Below are 13,763 nucleotides of genomic sequence, written 5' to 3'. Positions count from 1 at the left end.
CGTGCGACGTTCACCGGACCATCCTCCATCAGTCCCGACCCGGCACCGGACTTTTGCCCTAAGACCCCCGGGGCACCCGAGAAAAGCCTTCCCGCACCGAGTAATCTCGCACGTGAGAAGACGATCACGAGGAAGGACTGAACATGCTTTCCCGCCTGTTCGCCCCCAAGGTGAAGGTCAGCGCCCACTGCGACCTGCCCTGCGGCGTGTACGACCCGGCCCAGGCCCGCATCGAGGCCGAGTCGGTCAAGGCCGTCCAGGAGAAGTACCAGGCCAACGACAACCCGGACTTCCGCACCCGCGCCGTCCTGATCAAGGAGCAGCGGGCCGAGCTGGCCAAGCACCACGTCTCGGTGCTGTGGAGCGACTACTTCAAGCCCCCGCACTTCGAGAAGTACCCGGAGCTGCACCAGCTGGTCAACGACACCCTCAAGGCCCTGAGCGCCGCCAAGGGTTCGAACGACCCGGCCACCGGCCAGAAGGCCCTGGACCTGATCGCCCAGATCGACAAGATCTTCTGGGAGACCAAGAAGGCCTGATCTTGGATCATGCCCTCTGAGCTGCGATTTCCTTATTTGCAGCGTCGCCCTGTCCGCACCCGGTCCGCAGGCCGCCCAGCACGGCGTCCATGACGGACCGGGTGCGGTCTTCTTCACCCGGCCACAGGTGGGCGTAGATCCGCAGCGTGATGACGGCGGACGCGTGACCGAGGACGAGCTGGACCTGCTTGATGCCGGCCCCTCCCGCGATGAGCGCGGAGGCATGGAAGCGCCTCAGGTCGTGCGTCACCATGTGCGGCAGCTCGACGGGCCGGCGCCCCTCGCGCTCGGCTGCCTCGTTCTCCGCCTTCCGCGGCGCCTTGCGGGCGCACTTCCACTCGGTCTTCCAGCGGCTGTAGTTGAGGGGCTCCCCCTCCTCCATCGTGAACAGCCACTCCTTCGAGGGCCGAGCGGCGAGGTGCGCGAGGAGGGCGTCCGTGACGACCTCTCCGACCGGGACGGTGCGCCGGGACTCGGTGGTCTTCGGCGGGCCGACGAGGCCGGACTGCGGCCGCTGCCGCTCGATGCGGATGGCACCCCTCTTGAAGTCGACGCCCGAGACTTCAGGCCGAGCAACTCACCAATGCGCAGCCCCGATCCGGCCGGCACGACGATCGCCGCTCGAAGGTACGGCGGCATGACGCCGGCCATCGCCTCGACCTGCGGGACGGTGGGCGGCGTGGCCTCCTCGTCCGAGATGGCCGGCAGCGTGATCCGCTTGCACGGGCTCGTGACGATCACCTTGGCCTCGTCCTCGACAGCGGCCGTCATGACGCGGACGAGGACGTCGTAGACGTCGCGCACGCTGCCGGGACCAAGCCATCACGTCGACCTGCGCACGCGCGAGCCGGGCGGCAAGAAGCCACCGCAGCACATGTGGCGCTGTCCGTTACGTACCGCGCCGGGTGACCGCTACCTGACCGATGCCTAATGGGCCGAGGTCTCCCGCCGCGTCGTCGCCGCCACCGGCATCGTCCCCGAAGGCGACGAGACCTCCCCATCCCGGACCTTGCCGAACGGGTCCGCGAGGAGTTCGCCCACGTCCTGGGCACTCCCACCGGCCGAGTCGGTGAACTGACCGCCTGCACCGAAATCCTTCAGGCGGCTGCCCGAGTTCCGTTCTACTCCGACCTGGCCGACGGCGTGCGGCAGCATCTCGATCACCTCAGCTGAACGTCTGCGGCGCCAGCGCGACTGGTGCAGAACGTGATCGATGGGTGTCGGTCGCCCGCCGATCTCCTCAACTCGGGTACGTAGCTTGATCAATGGGCGCGTCCGGGGGCACTGCCCTACATAGGCGAGCCAGCGCCGTAGCAGGGGACATCGATACCGCCGCGCCTGTGCCGGAGCCCTTTGCGCTGCCCGCGCCGCCGCTCACCACACGCCTAAGGCGTCGCCGTGGCCCGTTCGGTGGTCAGGCGGGCCCGCCAGTCACGGACGTAGTCATGGGAGATGGAGGCCAGGCGGGCTATCTCCGCGTCGTCGCGGCCGTCGGCCCACGCCAGGATCCGGGTCACGGTGCGGTTCCGCGCGGCGCGGAAGTCCTTGAGCATGCCTTCGAGACGTTCGACCTCCTCGCCTTCGTAGACGAGCTGTCGGTCGACGGCGGCCCGTTCGTCGGCGCGCAACTGCCGAAGATAGGCGGGCAGGCCCGTCAGGACCAACCCCTCCTCGTGCGCGGCGCTCTGGAAGCGTTCGGCCAGGGCCGCCAGCACGCAGTCCGGCACATCGGCGAGAGTGGCTCCGGGCGGCTTGGCCGCCTCCCAGGTGCCCCTGCCGGCCTCCGTCGCCTCCAGCCAGAGGCGGGCCTCCGTAGGAGTACGGTCGCCGCACGCCTGGGCGCGATAGGCGTACAGGGCGGCGCGGTGGCCGTAGAAGGTGAAACCGTCCTCGATCTGCCGGTCGGCGGCGCGGCACATCCGCCCCGGGACACCGCCGTAGCCCGCCTCGGGCCGGTAGTCGGCGTAAGCCTCCAGTTCCGCGTCGGTGGCCACTCCCCAGGACGGGTCGCACAGGTCGGGGTTGCTCGCGAGGAACGCGTCGACCTCGACCCGCCACGCGGGGACCGGGCTCATCCGGAGCCTGGGCCAGACCACAGCTCCGGAGGGCGCGAAGGCGTAGGTGGCGGCCTGCTCGATGTCGTCCCAGGCGGTGGCGGCCTCGGCGGACCACTCCAGTTCGCCGGCCGGTCCCGTACGGTGTATCGAGTCCACGAGCCGCTGTACGGCGGGCAGTATGCGCAGCGCGAGCGCATGCAGTTCCTCGGCGGTGAAGAAGCGCCAGGAGTAGCCGAGCTGCTCGTCGTGCGCCAGGTGGGTCAGCAGGTACACGAGAACGCCGGGCGCCGGCAGCGTCCCGTCGCCGAGTGCGCTGCGCGGGACACCGGGGAGCTGGCGCTCCAGGTGCTCGCGCGAGGCCCGCCAGTCGACGTCCCCGAACCAGACCGCACCGCTCTGCGCGTCGATGGCCAACCACTGGTGGTATCCCACGCCCGGGCCGTACCGCTCCTCTTGCTGCTCGGCGTCTTCGTCGTGCCAGACGTACTCGGCGGGGGGCGGGTTCAGCTCCACGGCCACGAAGCCGTCCTCCGGGCGGTAGCCGGTGAGGACGCGGGCCGTGATCGGTGCACTGTCGGCGGCGGTCATGAGGGGTTTCCTCTCGGTGGAACAGCAACCGCCGCAAACCGTAGTGCGCCCGTCGGCCATTAGTTCAATTTTCAGTCATTCACGCCTGGCTCGACACGGCAGGCGCGCACCGCCGGGGCCTCGGCGTCACGCGAGGTCTACGCGCGTGCAAGTGGCCATCAGGTTGGCCACATTTCACGCGGCCTCCACGTTTCGCTCACTTCACGGGATGCTTTCGCGGCCCGCCCTCGATCGATTCGAAGACACGTCGGGCGCATGCGGCCGCATTGGACACCGGTCGCCAGGTCGGCAACACCCTGCTAGTTTAACATTCTACTACTTACCGGTGCGGCACGCTCCCCGCGAACGCGACGTGCTCGACGCCAGCCGCCGCCGACCCGGCGCAACCTTTCACCACCGGCATCCCCCGAAAGGCTCCGACCCTGAACACCGCACTCGCAGAAGCCCTCTCCGTCGCCCTGCTCCTGGCGGTGTTGGCATGTGCGGTGATCCGGCCGTGGGGCTGGCCGGAAGCGGTCGTGGCCGTCCCTGCCGCCGGAGTGGTCATCGCCACCGGCGCGATCTCCCTCGACCACGCGGCAGTCGAGGCAGTCCGGCTGGGCCCGGTGATCGGCTTCCTCGCGGCCGTCCTGGTCCTGGCCCAGCTGTGCGACGACGAAGGGCTGTTCCACGCCTGCGGCGCCTGGATGGCCCGCAGGGCGGCCGGCCGCCCCCGTCGTCTGCTGGTGCTGGTGTTCGTGATCGCCTCGCTGATCACCGCGGTGCTCAGCCTGGACGCCACGGTGGTGCTGCTGACCCCGGTGGTGTTCGCCACCGCCGCCCGACTGGGCGCCCGCGCCAAACCGCACGTATACGCCTGCACCCACCTCTCCAACACCGCCTCGCTGCTGCTGCCCGTCTCCAATCTCACCAACCTGCTGGCGTTCGCCGCCAGCGGCCTGAGCTTCACCCGCTTCGCCGCCCTGATGGCGCTGCCCTGGCTGGTCGCGATCGGTGCCGAGTACGTCGTCATCCGCCGCTTCTTCGCCACCGACCTGGACGCCGGCGCCCAGGCCCCGCCCACCGACGAACGCCGCGAACTGCCGCTGTTCGCCCTGGTGACAGTGGCGGGCACCCTTGCGGGCTTCGTGTTGACCTCGGCGGTCGGCATCAACCCGGCCTGGGCCGCCGCCGCGGGCGCGGCCGTTCTGGCGGCCCGCGCACTGGCCCGGCGCCGCACCACACCCACCGCGATCGTCCGGTCCGCCGCCCTGCCGTTCTGCGCCTTCGTCCTGGCCCTGGGCATCGTGGTCCGGGCCGTGGTCGACAACGGACTCGCCGACGCGCTGGGCCACCTGGTACCCGGCGGCACAAGCCTCCCGGCCCTCCTGGCCATCGCGGCCCTGGCAGCCGTACTGGCCAACATCATCAACAACCTGCCCGCCGTCCTGGTCCTGCTCCCCCTGACCGCCCCCACCGGCCCCGGCGCCGTCCTGGCCGTCCTCCTCGGGGTCAACATCGGCCCGAACCTCACCTACGCCGGCTCGCTGGCCACCCTGCTGTGGCGGCGCATCGTGCGCGAACACGACACCGACGTGGCCCTGGGCGAGTTCACCCGCCTCGGCCTGCTCGCCGTACCGGCCGCCCTGCTGCTCGCGGTGGTGGCACTGTGGACCTCACTCCGAACCATCGGAGGCTGACCACCGTGAGCGTCATCGCCTGGATCGTCGAGGGCACCTGGCCCGCCTGCGTCGACGCCGCACGCACCCACGCGCCCGCGGGCGCCGACACGGTGCTGCTCCACGTCACCGGCCACGAGGCGCCGGACGCCGCGCACGGCGCCTACGCCGGACTGCTGGGCCGCGCACGCCCCGACCGCGACCCCGGCACCGCCGTGGAACACCTGGCCGCCGCCTCCGCCGAACAACTCCTGGCCAGCGCGGCCGCACGACTGGGACGCCCCTGCACCCGGCAGGAACGCTCCGGCCGAGCCGAACACGAGGTCGTGGCCGCCGCAGAAGGCGCCGACCTGCTGATCCTCGCCCGCGACGGCGACCGCACCCACCTCGGCCCCCGCAGCCTGGCCCCCACCAGCCGCTTCATCGTCGACCACGCCCCCTGCCCCGTCCTCCTCGTCTGGCCGGAGACCGCGCCCAGCACCGCCACCGTCCCTCCACACCGCCGCTAGTACTCCTAGTACTCCAGCTGGTAGGAGACGTCACCTGAGCTGGCTCTCCTTTTGTTGCTCGTCGTCCCATCCCATGGCGGACTCGATCGGGCTGGTGAGCTGCTTCGCCTCCTCAGCCGGGGCGTCGGACGACGCCGACCGATGACCGCGGCTGACACAGCGTTGCTCATCTACGACTGGTTCATCGACGGCGCAGGGGCCGACGGCAACCGGCTCACTCGCGCCGGGCCTGAGCCCGGCGCCACGCCGTCGACCTGCGGTCCTCCCGATCGCCTGGTCCCCGGTCCGCGATCCGCCGCAACCCGGCGGCCCTGGCGGGCCGGGCGCGGTCGTTGCGCGGCCCGAGCGCGGTCGTGGCGCGCAGGTGGCGATAGCCCCGTGCTATAAGCCCCTGACGCCTCAGCCGCCGGGGGTCAGCATGCCGCCGTGCCGGACCAGCCAGTCGTGGTACGCCTCGCTGGCCCAGGCGATCTCCGTGTACGCGGCGGTGAGGTCGACGAACAGGTCGCGGGCGGAGGCGGCCGGCGGGCCGTCCACGCGACAGGCCATGAAGAGCCGGACCGCCAGCGGGTCGCCGTGCAGCGGGCGGATCGCCATGCCGGGGCGGGAGCGGGCGGTGGGCTGGCAGGGGGTGACCACCTCACCGGCCATGACGAGGTCCACGGCGGTGAGGTAGTCGCCGTGCACCACCCGGGGATTGATGCCGGCGGCGGCCCAGATGCGGCGCAGCCCGGCCCACTCGCCGTCCACCGTCGGATCGACCATCCACTGGTCGGTGGCCAGGTCGGCCACCCGGACGACGCTGCGCCCGGCCGCCGGGTGGTTCTCCGCCAGGGCGATGAACTGCGGCTCCCGGGCGAGGAGTTCGAACTCCGCCACGCCGTCGGGGACGCGCAGCGGGGCGCCCTCGACCTCGTGCACGAAGGCCGCGTCCAGCTGCCCCATCGCCACCATGTGGAGCAGGGCGTTGGCGGACACATCGGTACGTATCGTGGTGTCGGTCTCGGGCAGTCGGGCGCGCAGCCGGCGCAACCAGCCCGCGACGGCCGGGCTGTTGGTGCTGCCGATCCGCAGCCGGGTGCCCTCCTCCCTGACCGAGACCGAGGCGATGTCCTCGACAAGTGCCCGCATCTCGGCCACTATCGGCCGGGCGCGACAGAGCACGGAGTGCCCGAGCGGGGTGGGGCGGCTGCCGGTCGGCTCACGGAAGAAGAGCTGACCGCCCAGGGCCTTCTCGATGCGGTGGAGCTGGGTCGTCAAGGAAGGCTGCGTCATCCCCAGCTGGCGGGCCGCCTTGCGCACGCTGCCGGTGTCGGCGATGGCGCACAGGGCGCGAAGATGCCTTACCTCTAGCTCCACGCGGGGAGCATAAACGCGCGGGCGCGGCTGACACCAGACTCTTCGGCCGGCTCGAACTCCGGCTCTTCACCAGCACGTTGGCCCGCCGTCACCAGGGGTATTGGTTCGGGCTATCGCCACCTGGCATCTCCGTCCCACGGGTGAACTCCGTCCACACTCAACGGCACCAAGAAATCCGCAGGGCCCCGGCCGCCGCCCCACACGGCGGCCGTACGGCCCCTCGGAAATTAAGGAGCCCCCCACATGAGATCTCCCAAGACGGCGCTGTCGGCTGCGCTCGGTCTGGGCCTCGCCGCCGCGCTCGCCGCGGCCGCACCGGTGTCGGCGACCTCCCCCGCCGCACACTCCACCCCCCACCACAGCACCCCCGCCTCGATCGCCGCCTACACCGGTTCGGCGAAGGAGAAGGCGGACACCAAGGCGTTCTTCGACGCCGTCATGAAGTCGGCCAGGGCCAAGCTGAAGGCCGACCCGAACCTGAAGTCGGTGACCGTCACCTACGACGCGAGCGCCGCACCGTCCTTCGCGGACCAGATATCCCAGAGCGCCTCCATATGGAACAGCGCCGTCAAGAACGTCAAGCTCCAGGCGGGCAGCGGCGGCGACTTCCAGTACAAGGAGGGCGACGACCCGCGCGGTTCGTACGCCAGCACCGACGGCCACGGCAAGGGCTTCGTCTTCATCGACCACAGCCAGGCCCAGCAGTACAACTCCGTCCGCGTGGTCGCCCACGAGACCGGCCACGTACTGGGCCTGCCGGACCACTACGAGGGCCCCTGCAGCGAGCTGATGTCCGGCGGCGGGCCCGGCCCGTCCTGCCAGAACACCCAGCCGGACGCCAACGAGCGGGCCAAGGTGGACCAGCTCTGGGCGAACGGCCTGGCCGGGGCCCGCTCCGGCAGCTGACCCGGGCCGATCCCTGGACGCGGCACGGCGGTCGGCCCGCCGTCCCCGGCCGGGCTGACGGTGGCCGGGCAGGCGGCGGTCCGGGGCTGACGGAGCCGGTACCTGGCGGCCGGCTCCGTACCCCCCACCAGCCCTGACGTTCCGTACGTCCGCCCTTGCGGTGGGGCTCCTTCCCGAGCCCCACCGCTCGCGTGTGTACGGGCAGTCGGGCCGGCCCCGGTGGCGGACCGCGGCGTCAGGACCAGAGGACCCGGCCGAGGGCGACGCCGGCGAAGGCGGCGGCCAGTCCGGCCGGCAGGCTCAGCGCGACGTTGAGCAGGGCGTACCGGCGCGCCCCGTCGACGGCCAGCCTGAGGGTCTCATAGGAGAACGTCGAGTACGTCGTCAGGGCCCCGCACAGGCCGGTGCCGATCAGCAGCTGGGCATGCGGGCCGGCGGCGCCGACGGCGACCGCGCCGGTCAGCAGGCCGAGGATCAGGCTGCCGACGACGTTGACGGCGAACGTCCCCCAGGGGAGGACGGTGTCGTGCCGGGCCTGGACGAAGCGGTCGGTGAGGAAGCGCAGCGGTGCCCCGACCATGGCACCGGCCACCACGAGCAGCCAGTTCACCCCTGTGTGTCCTCCCCGCCGGCGGTACGGTCCGCCCGGCCCCGGAACGCGATCATCTCGCACGGGTCGAGGGTCACCAGTCCCCCGCCCGCGAGGAGTTCGGACAGCTGCGGCAGGAACGCCCGCACCCGCTCCTCGGTGTCCACCACGACCACCGCCACCGGCAGTTCCTCGCTGAGCGACAGCAGCCGCTGGGTGTGGATCAGCGAGGTCGCCCCGAAGCCCTCGACGCCGCGGAAGACGCTCGCCCCGGCCAGGCCCGCGGCGCGGGCGCGGTGCACGATCTCCGCGTAGAGCGGCCGGTGGTGCCAGACGTCCTGCTCGCCGACGAGGACGGTCATCCGCAGGGCCGGGCGGCCGGCGGGAGGCGCCGGTGTGTGCGCCGCGCGATCGGTCATGCCGGCCGCCGCAGTCCGAGGAGCGCCCGGGTGGCGGCCCCGGCCAGCGCCACCGCCGCCATCGCGGCGATCAGGGTGCCGGCGAGATAGGCCAGGGCGAGCGGCAGCCGTCCGGCGGACACCAGGCGCTGGACGTCCACGGCGTAGGCGGAGAAGGTGGTGAAGCCGCCGAGGATGCCGGTGCCCAGGAACGGCCGGAGCAGCCGGTGGGCGGTCCACACCTCGGAGATCAGCACCATCAGGACGCCCATCAGCGCACAGCCGACCACGTTGATCACGAGGGTGGTCCAGGGGAAGCCGGCGTCGGCGGTCGGCCGGAGCAGGCCGGCGCCGTAGCGGGCGGCGGCGCCGAGGGCACCGCCCACGGCCACCGCGCCGATCACCGGCCACTCGCCCTGCCAGGGCATCGGCCGGCGGGCTCGCTCGTCCATCGTCCGCGGCTCTCCCTGTCTGTGTGTCCAGGTCTGCGTGTCCGTCCGCCGAGGGGCGTCACCGCCCTCAGGCTAAGCCCCGCCATTTGACAGCGCTAAACATGGGATGTTCCCATCACCGGTGGAATCGCTGGTGGAGACACCGGAGAAAACGAGGTGCCCGGTCGGCGGGCACCGGCGGACGCAGACCCGCGGAGCGCGGGCGAGAGGACGGCGCCGATGCCGCTGCGCAGCACCGCCCGCACCAGCCTCGTCGAGCTGGTCATCGAGCAGATGGAGCGGCTGATCGCCGACGGCGAGTGGCCGGTCGACACGAAGATCCCGGCCGAGCCGGTGCTCGTCACACAGCTGGACGTCGGCCGGAACACCGTCCGCGAGGCGGTCCGCGCCCTGGTGCACACCGGGATGCTGGAGCCCCGGCAGGGCGACGGGACGTATGTCCGCGCCCGCAGCGGCTTCGGCGCCGCGGTCCGGCGCAGGCTGCGCCGGGCCGCCAACTTGGAGGCGTACGAGGTCCGTTCGTGCCTGGAGCGGGACGCCGCCCGCCACGCGGCCGAGCGCCGCACGGACGAGGACCTGGCCGCGCTGCGGGAGGCACTGGCGGTGCGCAACCGGGCCTGGGACACCGGCGACATCGACCGCTTCGTCGACGCGGACCTGCGCTTCCACCGGGCGATCGCGGCCGCCGCGCACAACAGCCTGCTGGCCGAGCTGTACGAGCAGTTCGGCGACGCCCTGCGGGACGCCGTGGCGGCCGTGGTCGGCACGCCGCTGCTGCCCGACGCGGTCCGCCACCAGTTCGACGCGCACACCGCGATCGTCGACGCCATCGAGGCCCGGGACCCGGAAGCCGCCGAGCAGGCGGCGCTGGCGCACCTCGCCGAGGCCGCCGCCGCGCTCCGCGACCCGGCCGACGGCGGCAGCAGCGGCAGCGGCAGCGGCAGCGGCAGCGGCAGCGGCAGCAATGACGAGGAGACCGCGCCGGACGCCGGCGCGGACGGGAACGACAGGACACAGGAGGAAACCCGGCCATGAAGCACGGACCGGCATCGGGCATATCGCAGGCGCCGCCGCGGCCGGCCGGACCGGCCGCGGCGGCGGACGGGACCGGACCGGACCCGGCCGGCGGCACCGGCCGCCGCGCCCTGTACCTCGGCATCGGCGTCGTGCTGCTCGCCCTGAACCTGCGGCCCGCGCTGGTCGCGGTCTCCCCGCTGGCCGGCACCATCCGCGCGGACAGCGGGATGTCGGCGGCCGCCACCAGCCTGCTGACCGCGCTGCCGCTGCTCTGCTTCGGACTGCTGGCACCGGTCGCCCCGCGGCTGGGCCGGCGCCTGGGCATGGAGCGCTCGCTGCTCGGCACCATGGTGCTGATCTGCCTGGGCACCGGACTGCGGCTGCTGGACTCGGTGGTGGCGCTGTTCGCCGGGACCATCGTGATCGGCGCCGGCATCGCGGTCGCCAACGTCCTGCTGCCGGGCCTGATCAAGCGGGACTTCCCGGCGAAGGCCGGCCTGATGACCGGGCTGTACTCGATGTCGCTGTTCGGCGGCGCGGCGCTGGCGGCCGGCATCACCGTCCCGGTGCAGCAGGCCGCCGGGCTCTCCTGGCAGGCCACGCTGGCCTGTTGGGGCGCGCTGGCGGTGCTGGCGCTGGTCGTCTGGCTGCCGCAGGTCCGGGCCCGTACGCGGGTGTCCGGGGCCGCCGCCCGGCAGGCCGCGCACCCGGTCCGCGGCCTGTGGCGCTCACCGCTGGCCTGGCAGGTCACCGGCTTCATGGGGCTGCAGTCGCTGAGCTACTACGCGGCCGCCGCCTGGCTGCCGACGATGCTGGAGGACGCCGGAACGAGCGCGGGCGACGCCGGCTGGATGCTGTCGTTCTCCTCGCTGCTGGGGATCGCGGGCTCGTTCCTGGCGCCGGTGATCGTCGGCCGCCGGCTGCGGGCCGGCACGCTGGCGACGCTGGGCGCGGTGCTGTGCGCGGCGGGCTTCGCCGGGATGTGGGCGGCGCCGGTCGGCGGCGCGTACCTGTGGATGACGCTGCTGGGCCTGGGGCAGGGGACGGCGATCAGCCTGGCGCTGCTGTTCATCGTCCAGCGCGCCCCGGACACCCGGCACGCCGCCCAACTCTCCAGCATGGCCCAGTGCTTCGGCTACGTCCTGGCCGCCACCGGCCCGGCGGTGCTGGGCGCCGTCCATGACGCCTCGGGCAGTTGGGCCGGCCCGCTGGTGGTGCTGCTGGTGTTGCTGGTGCCGCAGGTGGCGGCGGGACTGGGCGCCGCCCGGCCCCGACACGTCGCGGGACGCTGAGCCCCGGGGCGGCACCCCGCACGGGGGCCGTCCCGCCCGGCGCACCAGGGCCTACAGCCAGCCGTTCCGCTTGAAGCCGCGGTGCATCAGCCAGCAGACCCCCACCATCACGGCCATCACCAGCGGATAGCCGAACGGCCAGCTCTTCTCCGGCATGTACTCGAAGTTCATGCCGTACACGCCGGTGACCATGGTGGGGACGGCCAGGATCGCGGCCCAGGCGGACATCCGGCGCATCGCCTCGTTCTGGGCGTTGGCGACCTGGGCAAGGTGGGCCTGGAGTATGGAGTTGAGCAGTTCGTCGAAGCCGGTGATCCGCTCGCGGACCTGGTCGAGGTGGTCGGCGACGTCCCGGAAGTAGGTCCTGGTCCGGGGGTCGATGAACGGCAGGGAGCGGTTGGCCAGTTCCTGGAGGGGGCGGTCCAGCGGGACCACCGCCCGTTTGAACTCCAGGAGTTCGCGCTTGAGCTGGTAGATCCGGTCGGCGCCGCGGCTGCCGCGGACCGAGAAGACCTCGCTCTCGACGTCGTCGATGTCGTCCTGGACGTGGCCGGCGACGTCGAGGTAGTCGTCCACGACGAGGTCGGCGATGGCGTGCAGCACGGCGGACGGGCCGAGCGCGAGCTGGTCCGGGTCGCGCTCCAGCTGCTCGCGCAGCGGGCCCAGGGAGCCGTGGCCGCCGTGCCGCACCGTGATCACGAAGTCGGCGCCGGTGAAGACCATGATCTCGCCGGTGTCGACGACCTCGCTGGTCTCGGTGAGCTGGTCGTGCTCGACATAGCGGACGGTCTTGAAGACGGTGAACAGCGAGTCGTCGTAGTGCTCCAGCTTGGGGCGCTGGTGGGCGTGGACGGCGTCCTCGACGGCGAGCGGGTGCAGCCCGAACAGCTCGACGATGCCGGCGAACTCGACGTCGGAGGGCTCGTGCAGGCCGATCCACACGAAGCCGTCGCCGGTCCGCCGGACCTGCCGGATCGCCTCCTCGGCCGGCTGGTGGCCGTCCTGGCGCACCCCGGAGACGTAGACCGCGCAGTTCACCACGGCGGTGCCGAGCGGCGACCGGGCGGGGTGGCTGAGGTCCACCCCGCCCGGTCGCGGCTGCGGCAGCCGGACGGCTTTGCGGAGGTTGCTGATCATCGACACCGGGCCAGTATCGCCCGTGGGAGCACCCCAGGGGTACGGCCGGGATGTCATTTTGCGTACTCCGCACCCCGTCGTGGTCCGGGCCGTGCTGTTCATTTGCCCGCGCGCCCCTGGGCGCGCGCCCGGCGCGCCCGGTCGGACGTCCTCGGCGCCAGAGCCGCCAAAGAAACCGCCTAGGACAGCTCCCGTCCTATTTCCTCGGTCATCATCGTCCCATGAGTGAGACATCCGCACGGCTGCTGAACCTGTTGTCCCTGCTCCAGACTCCCCGGGAGTGGCCCGGCCGGGAGCTGGCCGAGCGGCTGCGGGTGACCACCCGGACGATTCGCCGCGACATCGAGCGGCTGCGGGAGCTGGGCTACCCGGTGCACGCCACGATGGGCGCGGAGGGCGGCTACCGGCTGGCGGCGGGCACCGCCATGCCGCCGCTGCTGCTAGACGACGAGGAGGCGGTGGCCATCGCGGTGGGTCTGCGCTCGACCGCGGGGCACACCATCGCGGGCATCGAGGAGGCGTCGGTCCGGGCGCTGGCCAAGCTGGAGCAGGTGCTGCCGGCGCGGCTGCGGCGGCGGGTGGGGACGCTGGGCACCGCGACCGTCCCGATGCCGGCCGGCGACGGTCCGACCGTCGATCCGGAGCATCTGACGGTGCTGGCCGCGGCGATCGCCAACCACGAGCGGGTGCGGTTCGGCTACCGCGGCGGCGCGGGCGACCTCGGCCGGCGCCTGGTGGAGCCGCACCGGCTGGTCGCGGCGGGCCGCCGCTGGTACCTGGTGGCGTTCGACAACGACCGGGACGACTGGCGGATCTTCCGGGTGGACCGGCTGAGCGAACCGTTCGCCACCGGTGTGCGGACCCCGCCGCGCGAGCTGCCGGCCGCCGACGCCGGGGCCTACGTACGGGAGCGGATGCGCGGCATGGCGGCGACGGCGGCCACCCACCGGGCGCTGGTGACGGTGTACGGGCCGGCTCCCGAGGTGGCCGCCCGGCTCGGCGGGCCGGCGGCGGGCGAGGTGGAGCCGCTCGACGAGGGCAGCTGCCGCTGGCGCAGCGCACCCGACTCGCTGGAGTGGCTGGCGATGCGGCTGATGCTGCTGGGCCGGGAGTTCACGGTGCATGAGCCGGCCGAGCTGACCGCGTATCTCCGGGCGACGGCGGACCGGGCGCTGCGGGCGGCCGGGCACGCCGGGACGGACATCACATCGATCCCCGCTCCGGGAAATGCCCCGGGGAATACCCCAGGGGGGTAAAGTGTT

Annotated in this window: 14 protein-coding genes and 2 pseudogenes; 8 read left to right on the top strand and 8 right to left on the bottom strand. The window is 72.5% G+C overall.

Features of this window, described 5'->3' with window-relative positions:
• Window positions 1-143: 143 nt before the first annotated feature.
• On the top strand, window positions 144-539 hold the full coding sequence (gene sodN / locus K2224_RS12505) for a superoxide dismutase, Ni (RefSeq protein WP_221906637.1): 396 nt from the start codon (window positions 144-146) through the stop codon (window positions 537-539).
• A gap of 7 nt (window positions 540-546) precedes the next feature.
• Here the strand turns inward: sodN and K2224_RS41350 are convergent.
• Window positions 547-1,358, bottom strand: a pseudogene (locus K2224_RS41350) (tyrosine-type recombinase/integrase); the annotation flags it as partial.
• Between the two features lies 1 nt (window position 1,359).
• Between K2224_RS41350 and K2224_RS40405 the strand changes: the two are divergent.
• Window positions 1,360-1,530 (top strand): annotated as a pseudogene (locus tag K2224_RS40405) (mobilization protein); the annotation flags it as partial.
• Here the strand turns inward: K2224_RS40405 and K2224_RS41590 are convergent.
• Together K2224_RS41590 and K2224_RS12490 are read right to left on the bottom strand one after the other, a co-directional pair.
• Window positions 1,467-1,694, bottom strand: a complete 228-nt coding sequence (locus K2224_RS41590; protein ID WP_221906636.1) for a hypothetical protein — start codon at window positions 1,692-1,694, stop codon at window positions 1,467-1,469. The pseudogene K2224_RS40405 and the gene K2224_RS41590 overlap by 64 nt on opposite strands.
• Window positions 1,695-1,924: 230 nt before the next feature.
• Window positions 1,925-3,184: a hypothetical protein gene (locus tag K2224_RS12490; protein WP_221906635.1), complete on the bottom strand. Its 1,260-nt coding sequence runs from the start codon at window positions 3,182-3,184 to the stop codon at window positions 1,925-1,927.
• Between the two features lie 422 nt (window positions 3,185-3,606).
• On the opposite strand from K2224_RS12490, the gene K2224_RS12485 reads away from it, so the two are divergent.
• Both K2224_RS12485 and K2224_RS12480 read left to right on the top strand, forming a co-directional pair.
• Window positions 3,607-4,863 (top strand): SLC13 family permease, encoded by a 1,257-nt coding sequence (locus K2224_RS12485; RefSeq protein ID WP_221909624.1) that lies wholly within the window; start codon window positions 3,607-3,609, stop codon window positions 4,861-4,863.
• A gap of 5 nt (window positions 4,864-4,868) precedes the next feature.
• Entirely contained in the window at window positions 4,869-5,351 is a 483-nt protein-coding gene (locus tag K2224_RS12480; RefSeq protein ID WP_221906634.1) for a universal stress protein, read from the top strand.
• A gap of 399 nt (window positions 5,352-5,750) precedes the next feature.
• On the opposite strand, the gene K2224_RS12475 is transcribed toward K2224_RS12480, so the two are convergent.
• A complete protein-coding gene (locus K2224_RS12475; RefSeq protein ID WP_260692561.1) occupies window positions 5,751-6,710 on the bottom strand; it encodes a LysR family transcriptional regulator in 960 nt (319 codons plus the stop codon).
• Window positions 6,711-6,953: 243 nt separating this feature from the next.
• Here K2224_RS12475 and snpA point away from each other — a divergent pair, with 243 nt between their 5' ends.
• Entirely contained in the window at window positions 6,954-7,616 is a 663-nt protein-coding gene (snpA, locus tag K2224_RS12470) for a snapalysin (protein WP_221906633.1), read from the top strand.
• A 235-nt stretch (window positions 7,617-7,851) separates the two neighbouring features.
• Here the strand turns inward: snpA and crcB (K2224_RS12465) are convergent, their stop codons facing one another.
• Genes crcB (K2224_RS12465) through crcB (K2224_RS12455) form a run of 3 tightly spaced genes read right to left on the bottom strand, consistent with a single transcriptional unit; the run spans window position 7,852 to window position 9,055 of the window.
• Window positions 7,852-8,226, bottom strand: coding sequence for a fluoride efflux transporter CrcB (gene crcB, locus K2224_RS12465; protein WP_221906632.1), 375 nt, complete (start codon window positions 8,224-8,226; stop codon window positions 7,852-7,854).
• A complete protein-coding gene (locus tag K2224_RS12460; protein WP_221906631.1) occupies window positions 8,223-8,624 on the bottom strand; it encodes a DUF190 domain-containing protein in 402 nt (133 codons plus the stop codon). The genes crcB (K2224_RS12465) and K2224_RS12460 overlap by 4 nt, the downstream gene beginning before the upstream one ends.
• Complete coding sequence (crcB, locus tag K2224_RS12455) at window positions 8,621-9,055, bottom strand: fluoride efflux transporter CrcB (RefSeq protein ID WP_221906630.1); 435 nt, start codon at window positions 9,053-9,055, stop codon at window positions 8,621-8,623. The genes K2224_RS12460 and crcB (K2224_RS12455) overlap by 4 nt, the downstream gene beginning before the upstream one ends.
• 219 nt (window positions 9,056-9,274) lie before the next feature.
• Between crcB (K2224_RS12455) and K2224_RS12450 the strand changes: the two genes are divergently transcribed.
• Window positions 9,275-10,090, top strand: a complete 816-nt coding sequence (locus K2224_RS12450) for a FadR/GntR family transcriptional regulator (protein WP_221906629.1) — start codon at window positions 9,275-9,277, stop codon at window positions 10,088-10,090.
• Window positions 10,087-11,364 (top strand): MFS transporter, encoded by a 1,278-nt coding sequence (locus K2224_RS12445; protein ID WP_221906628.1) that lies wholly within the window; start codon window positions 10,087-10,089, stop codon window positions 11,362-11,364. Before K2224_RS12450 ends, K2224_RS12445 begins: the two co-directional genes overlap by 4 nt.
• Before the next feature lie 51 nt (window positions 11,365-11,415).
• Here K2224_RS12445 and corA read toward each other — a convergent pair whose 3' ends face one another.
• Window positions 11,416-12,501 carry a magnesium/cobalt transporter CorA gene (gene corA / locus K2224_RS12440; protein ID WP_221909621.1) on the bottom strand — a complete coding sequence of 362 codons (1,086 nt, stop codon included), beginning with the start codon at window positions 12,499-12,501 and terminating at the stop codon, window positions 11,416-11,418.
• A gap of 221 nt (window positions 12,502-12,722) precedes the next feature.
• On the opposite strand from corA, the gene K2224_RS12435 reads away from it, so the two are divergent.
• On the top strand, window positions 12,723-13,757 hold the full coding sequence (locus K2224_RS12435) for a YafY family protein (RefSeq protein WP_221906627.1): 1,035 nt from the start codon (window positions 12,723-12,725) through the stop codon (window positions 13,755-13,757).
• Window positions 13,758-13,763 lie beyond the last annotated feature (6 nt).

This window comes from Streptomyces sp. BHT-5-2, assembly GCF_019774615.1.
GTDB lineage: Bacteria > Actinomycetota > Actinomycetes > Streptomycetales > Streptomycetaceae > Streptomyces.
The sequence above is the reverse complement of the archived record's forward strand: the minus strand, read 5'-3'. Positions and strand labels throughout refer to the sequence as shown.

What these genes read in the sequence shown, in the direction of transcription:
- sodN (WP_221906637.1), top strand. Translation starts at nt 144, where the DNA reads ATGCTTTCCCGCCTGTTCGCCCCCAAGGTGAAGGTCAGCGCCCACTGC.
- K2224_RS41590 (WP_221906636.1), bottom strand. Translation starts at nt 1,694, where the DNA reads ATGCTGCCGCACGCCGTCGGCCAGGTCGGAGTAGAACGGAACTCGGGC.
- K2224_RS12490 (WP_221906635.1), bottom strand. Translation starts at nt 3,184, where the DNA reads ATGACCGCCGCCGACAGTGCACCGATCACGGCCCGCGTCCTCACCGGC.
- snpA (WP_221906633.1), top strand. Translation starts at nt 6,954, where the DNA reads ATGAGATCTCCCAAGACGGCGCTGTCGGCTGCGCTCGGTCTGGGCCTC.
- K2224_RS12460 (WP_221906631.1), bottom strand. Translation starts at nt 8,624, where the DNA reads ATGACCGATCGCGCGGCGCACACACCGGCGCCTCCCGCCGGCCGCCCG.
- crcB (WP_221906630.1), bottom strand. Translation starts at nt 9,055, where the DNA reads ATGGACGAGCGAGCCCGCCGGCCGATGCCCTGGCAGGGCGAGTGGCCG.
- K2224_RS12450 (WP_221906629.1), top strand. Translation starts at nt 9,275, where the DNA reads ATGCCGCTGCGCAGCACCGCCCGCACCAGCCTCGTCGAGCTGGTCATC.
- K2224_RS12445 (WP_221906628.1), top strand. Translation starts at nt 10,087, where the DNA reads ATGAAGCACGGACCGGCATCGGGCATATCGCAGGCGCCGCCGCGGCCG.
- corA (WP_221909621.1), bottom strand. Translation starts at nt 12,501, where the DNA reads ATGATCAGCAACCTCCGCAAAGCCGTCCGGCTGCCGCAGCCGCGACCG.
- K2224_RS12435 (WP_221906627.1), top strand. Translation starts at nt 12,723, where the DNA reads ATGAGTGAGACATCCGCACGGCTGCTGAACCTGTTGTCCCTGCTCCAG.